This is a genomic window from Clostridia bacterium (genome assembly GCA_035561135.1).
In the GTDB taxonomy this organism is placed as follows: domain Bacteria; phylum Acidobacteriota; class Terriglobia; order Terriglobales; family Acidobacteriaceae; genus DATMYA01.
This window is the reverse complement of the sequence record DATMYA010000006.1, coordinates 12,757-26,272: the sequence shown is the minus strand read 5'-3', so window position 1 is coordinate 26,272 and position 13,516 is coordinate 12,757. Positions and strand designations below refer to the sequence as shown.

The 13,516-nt window shown below is 58.6% G+C and carries 11 protein-coding genes; 10 read left to right on the top strand and 1 reads right to left on the bottom strand.

The genetic code is table 11. The annotated features are described in order from the left end of the window. The first annotated feature begins 28 nt into the window (after positions 1–28). From bamD to nadC, 4 genes are all read left to right on the top strand, one after another. On the top strand, positions 29–1,441 hold the full coding sequence (gene bamD, locus VN622_00215) for an outer membrane protein assembly factor BamD (protein ID HWR34277.1): 1,413 nt from the start codon (positions 29–31) through the stop codon (positions 1,439–1,441). Positions 1,442–1,636: 195 nt separating this feature from the next. Next, positions 1,637–3,508, top strand: a complete 1,872-nt coding sequence (locus VN622_00210; GenBank protein HWR34276.1) for a response regulator — start codon at positions 1,637–1,639, stop codon at positions 3,506–3,508. Positions 3,509–3,648: 140 nt separating this feature from the next. Beyond that, the gene (locus VN622_00205) at positions 3,649–6,390 is read left to right on the top strand and encodes a valine--tRNA ligase (GenBank protein ID HWR34275.1); all 2,742 of its coding nucleotides are present in this window, start codon (positions 3,649–3,651) and stop codon (positions 6,388–6,390) included. Positions 6,391–6,407: 17 nt separating this feature from the next. Continuing rightward, positions 6,408–7,286, top strand: a complete 879-nt coding sequence (gene nadC / locus VN622_00200; protein ID HWR34274.1) for a carboxylating nicotinate-nucleotide diphosphorylase — start codon at positions 6,408–6,410, stop codon at positions 7,284–7,286. Between the two features lie 148 nt (positions 7,287–7,434). On the opposite strand, the gene VN622_00195 is transcribed toward nadC, so the two are convergent. Continuing rightward, positions 7,435–7,842, bottom strand: a complete 408-nt coding sequence (locus tag VN622_00195) for a hypothetical protein (GenBank protein HWR34273.1) — start codon at positions 7,840–7,842, stop codon at positions 7,435–7,437. A 326-nt stretch (positions 7,843–8,168) separates the two neighbouring features. Between VN622_00195 and VN622_00190 the strand changes: the two genes are divergently transcribed. The 6 genes from VN622_00190 to VN622_00165 all read left to right on the top strand — a co-directional run bounded on the left by VN622_00190 (position 8,169) and on the right by VN622_00165 (position 13,501). Next, positions 8,169–8,852 carry a YceI family protein gene (locus VN622_00190; GenBank protein HWR34272.1) on the top strand — a complete coding sequence of 228 codons (684 nt, stop codon included), beginning with the start codon at positions 8,169–8,171 and terminating at the stop codon, positions 8,850–8,852. A 149-nt stretch (positions 8,853–9,001) separates the two neighbouring features. Beyond that, positions 9,002–10,054, top strand: coding sequence for a biotin--[acetyl-CoA-carboxylase] ligase (locus VN622_00185; GenBank protein ID HWR34271.1), 1,053 nt, complete (start codon positions 9,002–9,004; stop codon positions 10,052–10,054). 39 nt (positions 10,055–10,093) lie between these two features. Then, positions 10,094–10,951, top strand: coding sequence for a type III pantothenate kinase (locus tag VN622_00180; protein ID HWR34270.1), 858 nt, complete (start codon positions 10,094–10,096; stop codon positions 10,949–10,951). Positions 10,952–11,009: 58 nt separating this feature from the next. Next, positions 11,010–11,696: a hypothetical protein gene (locus tag VN622_00175; GenBank protein ID HWR34269.1), complete on the top strand. Its 687-nt coding sequence runs from the start codon at positions 11,010–11,012 to the stop codon at positions 11,694–11,696. A gap of 160 nt (positions 11,697–11,856) precedes the next feature. Then, positions 11,857–13,179, top strand: coding sequence for a 23S rRNA (uracil(1939)-C(5))-methyltransferase RlmD (rlmD, locus tag VN622_00170; GenBank protein ID HWR34268.1), 1,323 nt, complete (start codon positions 11,857–11,859; stop codon positions 13,177–13,179). 28 nt (positions 13,180–13,207) lie between these two features. After that, positions 13,208–13,501 carry a YciI family protein gene (locus VN622_00165; protein HWR34267.1) on the top strand — a complete coding sequence of 98 codons (294 nt, stop codon included), beginning with the start codon at positions 13,208–13,210 and terminating at the stop codon, positions 13,499–13,501. The last annotated feature ends 15 nt before the right edge of the window (positions 13,502–13,516 follow it).

The window sequence follows — 13,516 nt, the reverse complement described above, 5'->3', positions numbered from 1 at the left end:
CGATTTTGTTTTCCCGAGGTGGTAGCGGATGTTTCGTCGCGTATTTCTGGTCGCTCTGCTTGCGGTGCTCGTGCTGCTTGGAGCTGCATGCAGAAACAAGAACGTCAAAAACCCGCTCGCTGAGGTCGGATCGAAGCAGCCGGACAAAGTGCTCTTCGACCGTGCCATGGACGCCATGCAGCGAAAAAGGTACGACGTGGCGCGCCTCAGCCTGCAGACGCTGATCAACACCTACCCCGATTCCGAGTTCATCGCGCGCGCCAAGCTGGCAGTCGGAGACTCGTGGTATGCCGAGGGCGGCTCAGCTGGCATGGCGCAGGCCGAGAACGAATACAAGGATTTCATCACCTTCTTCCCCAACATGCCGGAAGCTGCGGAAGCGCAGCTCAAGGTCGCCGACATCCACTATCGGCAGATGGAGAAGGCGGATCGCGACTACACGCACGCGAAGCGCGCAGAGGATGAGTACCGCCAGGTGCTATTGCAGTATCCCGACAGCAAACTGGCTGACGCCGCCCGTAAGAGACTGCTCGAAGTGCAGGAAGTACTCGCCGAACGCGAGTTTCGCATCGGCCGGTTCTACTACATGAGGGGTTCATGGGCTGCTGCCGTTGCGCGGCTCAAGTCGGTATCCGACACGTATCCGCTTTACAGTCACATTGACGATGCCCTCTTTATGCTGGGCGACTCCCTCGAACAGCAGATCACCTTGTTGCGCAACGCTGCTATTCCGGAACGATCGAAGAATCTGCTCATCCGTGAATATACGGATAAGGTTGCCGAGGCGTACGGCCGCATCATCACTCGTTACCCGGTTATGGGTCACGTAGAGGAGGCAAAGCGCAGGCTGGCGGCAATCGATCGCCCCATACCGAAGCCAACCGAGGAAGCCATCGCTCTCAACACAAAGGAGCAGGAAAGCCGCGGAGAGCTTGGAAGAATGGGCAAGGTGATGCTCAACTTCCATCGCAAACCGGACATCTCGACGGCAGTGAAGATCGGAGAGCCGACGCTGGTCGATCCTAAACAAACGGATGCGGCGGCCATCGTTCGCAGCGCAAACGACGCGATTCGGGCCGACCTGACCCGCCCACAGGGCGCAGGTGACGGAACCGGAACGGTGTCGGTGGAAACGGTGAAGGGTGACAAGCCGCCTGAAAATCAACCGGTGCCACGTTCGGATGCTCCGGCCAACACAGGCATTCCGGAACTGAAGCCCACGCCGCCGGCCACCGGCAGTACCAGCACGACGCAATCTCCGACTGAAGTTACGCCCGCTCCAACCCAGGTGAATGACGCCGCTACCGACCCAAGCGCTGCGCCGTCAGAGGCGAAGGCTGCGGATTCCACTTCGAAGTCGGACGCAAAGGCGGAAACCAAGACGGAAAGCTCTTCGAAACCCAAGAAGAAGAAGGGCCTCCGGAAACTCATTCCGTTCTAACGATTGCCAATGGCAAAACGCAACCCCATCGCCCCCGATGATGGGGTTTTGTTTTGACTGCTTACAGACCGGCGCAGCAGGCCATGTACCTTCGAAAGCACGGTTCGATTGCGCTTTCGCATTCGATGGATTGACGTAAGTTCCTGAAAGAAGTAACGTTCTGAGGCACATCACCCGCATACAAGGATACTCAACGTGGCGTTGAAAATACTGCTCGCCGACGACAGCATGACCGCGCAGAACATGGCGAAGAAGATTCTCGCCGATGCTGGTTACGAGGTGATTGCCGTCAGCAACGGAGCGGCAGCTGTTAAGAAGTTCGCCGAAATCAAACCTGACCTGGCGATCCTCGACATCTACATGCCGGGTTACACGGGTCTGGAAGTTTGCGAGCGCATCAAGAACGCGCTCGAAACATCGAATATTCCGGTGTTGCTCACTGTCGGCAAGATGGAACCGTACCGCCCTGATGATGGCGCCAAGGTCAAGGCCGACGGAGTCATCATCAAGCCATTCGAGGCATCCGACCTGATTGCCGCCGTCGCGAAGCTGGCAGAAAGTATCGTCGCAGTAGCCGACAGGACCATTGCAGAGAGTGCGTCAGCGGTTGAGGATTTCAAGGACGAAGGTGACGAGGAGTGGAAGACCGGCGCTGAAGATGAAGCCCAGTCGACGCAAGCCACCGTTCCGGAGGAGATGTCGGGGCTGCCCGTGTTCGGCATGGAAGAGCTTTCGGTGGAAGCACCGGTGGATATGGCTCCGTTCATGGCCACTGGAGCGGCGTTCAGTCCTGTTATTGGCAACGACTTTTATGTACAGCCTCCCGCTTCCTCAGGGGAGTTCGCAATCGAAAATTCTCAGCCGGCGTCGGCGATGGACGCGTTCGGATTGGGTCTCGCGCCGTCAAGCGACATTGACTCTAGTTTTTCCGGGTACGAAGTCGCACCCGCCGCTTCCATGCTGATGGAGCCGGCGGCGTCACCGGTTGAGCCGGCGTTTGAGCCTGTGGTTGAGCCAGTGATCTCGATGGAACCTTCTGCCGCGCCCTTGGACGTTGAATATACGTCGGCGCCGACAATTGGCGAGTTGGACATTGAAGTCGCAGCCGAACTTGAACCGACAATCTTGCAGCAGCCTGTTGTCGACCCCGGCAACTTCGCCATAGATCCGGCATTGGTCACGGATGCGACGGAGAGGGTCTCGGCATTTCCAACCACGTTCGGAGTGGAGAGCGCGGAAGAGAGTGTTGTTGGTATCGCAACGGATGAGAGCGATCTGCTGATCAGCGAGCCGGACGGCGGGTTCGAGCCATCGAAGACGAAGGAACTCCTCCCAGCAGCAGACGAACTCTCCGATGCTGCACATGACGATTTTGTCGAGCATTGCGAGGCGACTCCGCAGAGTGAAACGTCCTATAGTGAGGCCCCGCTGATTGAGACAACGGCGGCGCTTCCGAGCGCGCTGGTGTGGCAGGCGGAAGAAACTAAGCTCGAACCGACGGAGGCATCGGCGTCTCTCGAAGACGAGATGGAGGCTGCCTTCGCTGAGTTCACCCCGCATGTTGAACCTCCTGCGCCGGAATCGATTCCAGAACCGGTCAGCGTGGAGGCCGAGCAGTCTGCAACATTGGAAGTCGCTGATACCGCGCCAGATATTGCTGAAGCCGCCATAGCGGCTCCGGCCTTGGAAGAGCAGGCCGCGCAGGTACTCAGCGAAGATCATGACCTGGCGGCCGCCATGCATGCCGCTATTAGTTCACTTGAACCTGAACCGGAACCTGCGCCTGAGCGCTTCTATTCGGAACTCGTCCATTCGAAGCCCTTGGATTCTGAGCCCTTCGCCGATATCGAAACTGAGGTTTCTCGCAGAGAACTGGTGCCGCTTATGGATCGCGTGGTGGAAGCTCCGGTCGTGCAAGAACCAGCCACTGCGATGCCCACATCGGCACCGGCGGTGGTGAGTGAAGTTCGGATCGCCGCAGCCGTGCAGCGTGTAATGGAGCGCTTCAAGCAGCAGCTAGTGTGGGAAATTGCGCGCGAACTATCCTCCGAACAGGAACTGGAATAGTGATGTTCATTGGAAGTTGAAGGCCCTCCCGCCGGAGGGCCTTTCGTTTTGCGCGCGTTCTGTTGACCCTGTTTTTCCGGCACAGGTATCATCAGAAGTTCAGCACATAATTTCCAACGCCTTGGTTTGATTGGAAGAGAATGCCCCACGAGTTGCCGAAAGCTTACGATCCCAGCGCGATCGAGTCCCGCTGGGCTGAATATTGGGTCCACGAGAAACTGTTCTCCGTCGCTACGCCGAAAGAGGGCGAGGCCGAACAGCCTGTATTCACGCTGCTGCTGCCGCCCCCCAACGTCACCGGCCGCCTCCACATGGGCCACATGCTCAACCAGACGGAGATGGACGTCATCGTCCGCTGGCACCGAATGCGCGGATTCCTGACATTGTGGCTTCCGGGCACGGACCATGCCGGCATCGCTACGCAGATGATGGTGGAGCGCCAGCTCGCCGCCGAAGGCAAGAACCGTCGCGACCTCGGCCGTGAGCAATTTATCGAGCGCGTGTGGGATTGGAAGCGCCATTACGGCGGGGCAATTCTCGACCAGATGAAGCGCCTTGGCGCGTCCGTCGACTGGGACCGCGAATATTTTACGATGGATGACCGGCTCTCGCGCGCGGTGAGAGAAGCTTTTGTCACGCTGTACGAAGAGGGCCTGATTTATCGCGGCAAGTACATCGTGAACTGGTGCCCGCGCTGCGTGACGGCGATTTCCGATCTGGAAGTGGTGCACGAAGAAACTCAGGGCAAGCTCTACGAGGTTCGTTACCCGGTCGTGAGGACGGATGAATTTATCGTCGTCGCCACTACGCGTCCGGAAACCATGCTGGGCGATACCGCCGTTGCCGTGAACCCGAAAGATGAGCGGTACAGGCATCTGCATGGAAAGATGGTTCGCCTGCCACTGCTCAATCGCGACATCCCCATCATTCTGGATGAACTCGCGAATCCTGAGTTTGGCACCGGCGCTGTGAAGGTGACACCCGCACACGATCCAAATGATTTCCAGGCTGGCCTGCGTCACCTTTTGCCGCAGATCAACGTGATGGACGAGTTCGGACGCATGAACGAAGAGGCCGGACCGTATGCCGGGCTTGACCGCTTCGAGGCGCGCGAGCGGGTTCTCCAGGATTTACAGCAACTGGGATACCTGGTCGGCATCAAGGACCACGTTCTCGCAATCGGCAAGTGCGATCGCTGCAAAACGATCGTAGAGCCGCGAGCGTCAACGCAGTGGTTCGTCAAGATTCAGCCTCTCGCGGACCGCGCTATCGAAGCGGTTGAAAGAGGCGAGATCACGTTCACACCGGACAATTACTCGAAGACGTATTTCGAGTGGATGCGCAACATTCACGACTGGTGCATTTCGCGTCAACTGTGGTGGGGACACCGTATTCCGGCCTGGCACTGCGCCGAATGTAGATCGATCCTGGTAGCGCGCGAGGCGCCGAAGAAGTGTACGAAGTGCGGCAGCGAACGCCTTGAGCAGGACACGGATGTGCTCGACACGTGGTTCTCGTCCGGGCTGCTTCCGTTCTCCGCGCTTGGATGGCCCGACAAGACGCCGGAACTGAATACGTTCTACCCGACGTCTCTGCTGCTCACCGGCTTCGATATTCTTTTCTTCTGGGTGGCCCGCATGATCATGCTGGGCTGCCACTTCATGAAGGACCACGAAGCGGGCAACGTCCCCTTCCGCCAAGTGTACATACACGCGCTGGTGCGGGATGCAGAACGCCAGAAGATGTCGAAGACGAAAGGCAACGTTCTGGACCCCATCTCTGTGATTGAGAAGTTCGGGACCGACGCCACACGCTTTACGCTGGCTGCCATGGCTGCGCCCGGCACCGACATTGCATTCTCCGAAAGCCGCACCGAAAGCTACCGCGCATTCGCCAACAAGATATGGAATGCGGCCCGCTTTATCTTCATGAACGTGGATAAGGTGCAGGAGGAGAAGGTCTGGTCGCTCGCGGAATTTCGCAACCGCGACATTGACCCGAATGCGCCCGGCCTGCCGAAGTTTACGGCAATTGCGCTGGAAGACAAGTGGCTACTGTCGCGATTCAATCGCGTGTCGCAGCAGGTACACGAAGCGCTTGCGGCGTATCGCTTCCACGAAGCTGCGCACGTGATCTACCACTTCTTCTGGGGCGAGTTCTGCGACTGGTACATCGAGCTGGTGAAACCGCGTTTAGCTCCCGCGACGGCGGAAGAACGCGTCGATGCGCGGATCGCTTTCGAAAATATCGTCAGTGTCTTCGAAGGGGCACTGCGATTGCTGTCGCCGTTTATGCCCTTCATCACCGAAGAAATCTGGCACGCGGTTTATGATGGGCAGCCGACGCTCAAGTCGATTGCGCTGGCACGCTATCCACAGGCCGATCCCACTCAGATGTCCGACGTGGCCGAAACCGAGATGGCGATCGTGCAGGACCTGATCGTAAGCGTTCGAAACTTGCGCGCCGAGCTAAAGGTGGAACAGCGGCAGAAGCTACCGATCGAGGTCTTCACTGATGCCGAAGTTCGCAAACTGGTGGAGCGTAATCGCGGCTCGGTCGAGCGCCTGGCGAATGTGGAGACGATCACCTTTGTAAACGAATCGCTTGCCAAGGCCTCACACTCGCGCAGTACGGCGCGGTTTGATGTCCGCGTAATTTACGAGCAGAAGATTGATGTGGCGGCCGAGCTAGAGCGCGTCGGCAAGGACATCGCGAAGATGGAAGGCGAACTGTCCAATGCTCAACGCCAGCTTGGCAACGAGCAGTTCCTATCGAAGGCGCCGACGCATGTCGTAGCAGGAATCAGAAAGCGCGAAGGCGAACTTCACCTCCTCCTGGAGAAGGCACGCGCCGCAGTTGCCGAATTGGAAACGAAGAAGTAATTGAAAGCGAGAACATAGTGGACTGGACGAGCCGCCGCATCACCGCCATCTTAGAAAACGCTCTGCAGGAAGATCGCGCGACGCGCGATGCAACCACATACGCATGTATCGATCCGCAACAACGCGCGACGGCCACCATCATCGCCAAGCAGGATTGCGTGCTTTCCGGCATCGCCGCAGTGGCACGCATCTTTGAGGTTTTCGCGTTGCTTGATGGCACGGTGGTTTCGCATCCGGAGGTGACGACGCATCCTGAAATCTTTGACAGCGTCCGCCTCCACGCCGGCCAGCCGGTAGCGGTCGTGCGGCACAACGCACGAGTGATACTCTCCTGCGAGCGCGTCATACTCAACCTGCTGCAGCGCATGAGCGGCATCGCGACCGTCACGCGGCGCTACGTTGACGCCGTTGCCGGCACTCGCACACGCATTCTGGATACCCGCAAGACCGTGCCTGGCCTTCGCCTGCTGGACAAGTACGCCGTGCGCTGCGGCGGTGGACAAAACCACCGGCTCGATCTCTCTGACGGCATTCTCATCAAGAACAACCACATCGATCTAGCCGGCGGCATCCGCACGGTTCTCGAACGCGCCTTGCGCAACCGTCGAGGAGAACAGCCGATCGAACTCGAAGTGCGCTCGCTGGATGAACTCGAGCAGGCGCTGGAGTTCGGCACGGAGGCGGTGCTGCTGGACAACATGACGCCCGAAACCGTTGCCGCGGCCGTTGAGCGGGTTTCGCGGCACACTCGCCGCATTCCGCTGGAAGCCTCCGGGGGAATCACGCTGGAGAACGTGCGCGCGTACGCCGAAACCGGAGTCGATTACATCTCCGTCGGCGCACTCACGCATTCGCCAAAAGCTGTCGACCTGAGCATGCGTATTCTGCCGGCATAGGTTCTATAGTTGAGTCTAAGGGCACTAAGGCGCTGCTTGGGACCAAGAGCGCGCAGATACAGAGAGAAGCAGAACGCAGGGGAAGGACGTACGCGGACTACCTGGAAGAGCAGCAAAGCGTGGAGGGGGAGTCGAAGTGATGGTTGGCCTAGTTGAGCGGATAGATCTCGGAGCGCCGCCGTTGAGCCGCCTTCGCGGTGTGTCGCAGTTGCTGGCCCACAGGGGAATCGTAAGGCACGACATCGAAGCTGCCGCAGTAAGAGCAACCTCTCTTCGCTCCGGCTTGCCGGTAGATCGAATACAGGATGCCGGCTACGAGAAATGCCAAGCCGATGAATCCCAAAATGCCATACAGTTCGGTTTCAAACGGAGTCATCGGGCGGATGTATTCGGAGCCGTCTTCCGGAAAGACTCGTCGCGTGCTCGCATACATGCCCCAGATAAAAAGTCCGATCGGCACAACCCACAGGGCGCATTCTGGCCCGTTGCTGCCCGCCAGGTAGCGTTGGTCTTCGCCGCTTTGTCCGCAGTTCTTGCACGAAACTCTACTCGACATATCGAACCTCCGCCGCTGAGCAGCAACAAACGTTGGGAAGCCTACACCCTGTCGGATTGATTTGGGAAGTGGGAGAGCTCCTTCTTTCATCACATCTGAGTGAAGCGAAGAAGCTGCTTTTTTCGTCGCCACCGCCGAAAAGTCTCTGATCAGTGCCCACAACCTGGAGCGTCATGTCGACCGGAGCGCCGAAGGCGCGGAGTGGAGACACCTTGCGTTTCGCGTCGGGCAAAAACAAAAGTCGTTCGCAAATGTGCATAGATTGAATCCACGCGGCTTCTGCTGCATCTTTTCAGCAGAGTTCAATTGTGGGAGTGATGCAACCTATGCGTAAGCAACTTCTTGTGTTGTCTATTTTGGTCTTAGCGTCCCTGTGCGCGTTTGCAGCCGAGGAATACAAGATTGACCCTGCCCATTCCTCCGCCTCATTCACGGTTCGCCATCTGATGATCAGTAATGTCAGCGGCCGTTTCCGCACAATGTCGGGGACCATCCTCTACGACGAAGCCGATCCGTCGAAGTCATCGGTCATTGCGGTGATCAGCACGGCCAGCATCACGACCGACAACGACCGTCGCGACAAGCACCTTCAGAGTGCGGACTTCTTCGACGCCGAGAAGTATCCGGAGATCCGCTTCCAGAGCACAAAAGTAATGAAACAAGGCGACGGCTTCGTCGCTGTTGGCATGCTTACGATCAAGGACGTCAGCAAAGAGGTGACGCTGCCATTCAGCGTCGCGAAGGCTGACGCGCATGGGAAATCACGGCTTGGAATCGAGTCCGGCACGCGGATTAACCGGTACGATTACAACGTGAATTACGACGCGACAGGCGCCACGGTCGGCAAAGATGTCAAGATCGAGCTCAACATTGAAGCAGTTGAGACTGAAGCAGTTAAGAACGAAGCATCTAAAGTAGCAGTCAAGGCGGTGGCCGTGACCATGAAATCCGCGCCTGAATCTATGAAGGCGGGAGCCCCGAAGACCGGGGCAGCACGCACCAGGCAATAGCGGCTTGGGTACGCAAACGCTTGGGTATACAAACCCAGGGCCGTCGGCTTCCAAGGCCGGCGGCGTTTTTGTTTTGAATGTTTTGCGGCGGTTCGGGATAATCAATTTTCGCCTTTGGGGGTTGCCCCGACCGCGTCCGGCCCGATTCTATGAATCACGACTCCATGCCCACGCGCAACAATCCGTCGCAAACGAACGACATCGGAGCGCGGACCGACCATCGTCTTGGCCAAATCGTCCGGCTACTCACAGACCATCCGATGCTGGTCGTAAGCGGAACAAAGATCGCAGAGGAGCTTGGCACTGGGCGCTCGGAAGTCTGGCGGCTTATCGAGCAACTGCGGGAGCTCGGTGTCGCCATCGAGGGGCACCCGACGGAAGGCTACCGACTGGTGTCTATCCCTGATCTCCTTCTGCCGGAGATGCTGGCGCCAAAGCTGAAGGGCACTATCTTCGCTGAAAATATTCAGCACTACTACCGCGTTGGCTCAACCAGTGCCGCTGCAATGCAGGCCGCGGCCGAGGGTGAGCGAGAGGGCGCGGTATTCATCGCGGAAGAGCAGACTTCCGGCAAAGGTCGCGGCGGGCACGATTGGGATTCGGCCAGTTCGGTCGGGATCTACTGCTCGGTCATACTGCGCCCGAACCTGGCACCTGCCGACGTGCTGGTTATCTCGCTGGCCGCCGGACTCGCCGTCTTTGCTGCAGCGGAGGAGTTGACCGGCATACGCCCGGATCTTCGCTGGCCCAACGACGTGCTCTTCGGCGACAAAAAGTTCTGCGGAATTCTGACCGAACTCAATGCCGAGGTGACGCGGGTTCGTTACGTCGTCGTCGGCATCGGCATGAACATCAACCAGGAGAGCTTCTCCGGCGAGCTTCAGGATATTGCAACCTCGGTTCGCATTGAAACCGGACGTAGCTGGTCGCGCGTCGACTTTGTCGCAGCTTTGTTAAAATCGCTTGACCGCGAATATCGTGCGCTTCTCGATGGATCGGTCTCGGCACACAAGTCCATTCTTCATCGCTTCGAACAGCGCTCGTCCTACGCGCGAAGACGCGAGGTACACGTCGAGGAAAACGGCGGGTATGACGGTGTAACGGAAGGTCTCGACTCACGCGGATTCCTGCAGGTACGAGCCGCAGACGGCCTGCGAACGGTGCTTTCGGGCGGTGTGCGAGCACGCAACGCAAAAATCTAAGACACTAGGCACAAGCCTCCCGGAGAAGGTCAGTAAGGCATGCTTTTCGTACTCGATGTAGGAAACACCAACACGGTTCTCGGGGTGTACGCTGCTCCGTCGCAGCCGGGCATCGCCGCTGGCGTGGAACTTCTCGCGCACTGGCGCGTTGCCAGCATCAGAACGCAGACCGTCGATGAGTACGGCGTGCTCTTCCGCAACCTGTTCGCGATGAGCGGAATCGATTCGTCCGCCATCACCGGCATTGTCATCTCGTCCGTCGTGCCGCCCATGGATACAACGCTTCGCGAGGTCTGCGAACGCTATTTCAAGGCACGTCCGCTGTTCATAGAGCCCGGCGTAAAGACTGGAATGCCGGTGTACTACGACAATCCCAGCGAAGTTGGCGCTGATCGCATCGTGAACAGCGTAGCCGCCTTCGAGAAATACGGAGGGCCGTGCATTGTCGTCGATTTCGGCACCGCGACAACTTTCGACGCAATCTCAGCTAAAGGTGAGTATCTCGGCGGAATCATCGCGCCGGGGATTGGAATCTCGGCTGAAGCGTTGTTCGTGCGCACCGCACGGCTGCCACGCGTGGACATTCGCAAGCCCAGCCGCATCATCGGAACCACCACGGTGAGCAGCCTGCAATCCGGTCTCTACTACGGATACCTGGGACTGGTAGACGGGATACTGGAGCATATGCTCGGAGAACTGGGCGAGGGGAAAGTGGTTGCAACTGGCGGCCTGGCTCCGCTGATGGGCGGCGGCTCGCGCTTCATTACCGTCGTGGACGACCTGCTTACGCTTGAAGGCCTCCGCATCATCTGGGAGCGCAACGCCGCGCACCAGCGTCGCAAAACGGAGGCAAGTTCCGCCGAAGCCGCAGCGCTTGAACAGTCGAAACGCCGGTGAGTGTGTCCGGCCACAATCTTCTTCGTTCCACCGTTGCGCGCCCGCTGGAGTCCTGATCGTGGAGAATTATTTTAACTACTTCACGGAAATCGAGGAGCACTTCCAGGCTCGCCGCGGCGGCATTCTCCTGCTGTCCTCTCTCGACTGGGCGTTGATCGAATCATGGAAGGACGCCGGCATCCCGCTGGAAGCCGTGTTGCGCGGGATCGACACCGCGTTCGACAAATGGGAGAAGCGCCCGACGAAGACGCGCAAAGTAAACGGTCTTGCCTACTGCACGCAGGAGGTACTCGGGGCGGCAGAAGACATCGCCGAGGCTGGCGTCGGCGCCGAGCGCAAGGAGAAATCCGAAGCCAAGGTGGACAACGAGGCGGTGGCCGGGTTCTTCGTCCGCAACGCCCTTGCTCTGGAAAAGGCCAAGATCCCGGCACAGGCAAGTTCGCTGGTGACGGACGATGCGAAAGCGTTGCAGGACCTTGCCGCGGGAATACGCGCTGGCGCGCCGGTCGATCTCGAAGAACTTGAGCGACGCATGACCGTCATGGAGGAGAAGCTGTTTGCCGTCCTGTTCACGGTCACTGCGGACGACGACATTGTTGCCATTCGCGCGCAGGCTGACCGGGAGCTCGCGCCCTATCGCAGCAAAATGACCGGCCCACAAATCGAGCAACTCCTGAAACAGTACGTGAACAAGAAACTGCTGGAACGCTACGCATTGCCGCGACTCAGTCTGTTCTATATGTAGCGCCGTTGAGTCGCTCGGAGAGCCGCAGAGATACTGAGTCGCTAAGCTGCTGAGCACTTTGGCTTCATGAGCGAGGGCGTAAGCCCGAGTCGAATGATCCCTTTTGCAGCTTCCTATTGACGCCCCGCCTTATGCTCCGCCCTTATGCAACAATGGTGTCTTGAATATCACGATTGAAAAAATGATCTATGGCGGCGACGGACTTGGCCGTCTGCCAGCAAATGAGCAGGGACAAGGGAAAGCCGTGTTTGTGCCCTTTGTTCTGACGGGAGAAGAAGTCAGCGTCTCTGTGGTCGAGGAGCGCCCGGGTTACGCGCGTGCTCGGCTTCAAGAGGTTGTCGCCGCTTCGCCGGTTCGCACCGTTCCGCCGTGCCCTTATTTCTCGCGCTGTGGTGGATGCCATTATCAGCACACCAGTTACGACCATCAACTCAGGATAAAGTCCGACATTCTGCGGGAAACATTGCAGCGCACGGCGAAGCTCACGCTCGAAAGCGAGCTACAGGTCCATGCGTCCGAGCCATGGGCCTACCGCAATCGGACACGGCTGAAGGTTCGCAGCGCGCCGGACTTTGCGCTGGGATACTACGCCTTTGGCACGCACGACCTGCTGCCCGTGGAAGAGTGTCCCATCAGTTCCCTGCTTATCAATCGCGCCTTGGAAACAGTATGGGAGATTGGCCGAGTAGGTCGCGTTCCCGGCACTTTGCGCGAAGTGCAGTTCTTCGCGAACCATGACGATTCGGCGTTGCTGCTGGAACTCTACATAGATCGCAACGCTCCGCCCGATGACTTCCGCGCGTTCGCCGAAGCCCTGCGAAAGGTCATGCCGCAAGTGATCGGCGTTGTGGCTTTCCAATCCGCAGCGAGTAATGAGGCGGAGGGCGACCGGGCTCCGTTGCTGAATTCGCTAACCGGGCCGGGACTGGCCTTCGGAGAAAACCAGCTCGCCTATAAAGTTGGCGATAACGAATACCGGGTCAGTGCTGGTTCCTTCTTCCAGACAAACCGATTCCTTGCATCGAAGCTGCTAGAACTCGTCACCGGCGGCCGAAAAGGCGGCACGGCGCTCGATCTGTATGCCGGGACTGGTCTGTTCACCGTGCCGCTGTCACGCACGTTCGAGCGCGTCACAGCCGTTGAATCCGCCGTGTTCTCCTATTCCGATCTCAAGCACAACACTCCCCGCGGTTCGAGAGCAATACACGGGTCCACCGATGAATATCTCAGCAAGATTGCCGGGAACTCTCGCTTCGACCTCGTCGTTGTCGATCCTCCTCGAAGCGGCTTGGGAGAAAGGACGGCGCGTGCGTTGAGCCGGTTGAAAACTCCGCGATTGACGTATGTATCGTGCGACCCGTCCACACTCTCGCGCGACTTGCGCGTGCTGCTAGAATCGGGCTTCCGCGTCGAACAGGCACACCTGGTGGACTTGTTCCCGCAGACGTTCCACATGGAAAGCGTCTTCCAACTGGTTCGGTAACGCTGGTTGCAAGGCGTCGCAGGTTTTCATGTACGCACTTGCCATCCTTCGCTACCGCCGCCCTCTCGAAGAGGTGCTCAAGCTTGTCGACGAGCACCGCGCATACTTGCGTGAACTGAAGGAGCAGGGAATCCTGATCGCCTCCGGGCCGCTTGACCCGCGCAGCGGAGGCGCGCTGCTTCTGCGAATCTCTGAAGCGGATGCGCAACCTGCACTCGACCGCGTGCGCGACAACGACCCCTACACACGGAACGGATTGGCTCAGTACGAGATCTGGCCGTGGGCCGCGAACATCGGCCTGGGTGACCTGGATCGCATCTGAGTCTCCCCGGGCCCA

Excerpts from the sequence above, each read along its gene's own strand:
- bamD (HWR34277.1), top strand. The coding sequence starts at position 29 with ATGTTTCGTCGCGTATTTCTGGTCGCTCTGCTTGCGGTGCTCGTGCTG.
- VN622_00205 (HWR34275.1), top strand. The coding sequence starts at position 3,649 with ATGCCCCACGAGTTGCCGAAAGCTTACGATCCCAGCGCGATCGAGTCC.
- VN622_00195 (HWR34273.1), bottom strand. The coding sequence starts at position 7,842 with ATGTCGAGTAGAGTTTCGTGCAAGAACTGCGGACAAAGCGGCGAAGAC.
- VN622_00190 (HWR34272.1), top strand. The coding sequence starts at position 8,169 with ATGCGTAAGCAACTTCTTGTGTTGTCTATTTTGGTCTTAGCGTCCCTG.
- VN622_00185 (HWR34271.1), top strand. The coding sequence starts at position 9,002 with ATGAATCACGACTCCATGCCCACGCGCAACAATCCGTCGCAAACGAAC.
- VN622_00180 (HWR34270.1), top strand. The coding sequence starts at position 10,094 with ATGCTTTTCGTACTCGATGTAGGAAACACCAACACGGTTCTCGGGGTG.
- VN622_00165 (HWR34267.1), top strand. The coding sequence starts at position 13,208 with ATGTACGCACTTGCCATCCTTCGCTACCGCCGCCCTCTCGAAGAGGTG.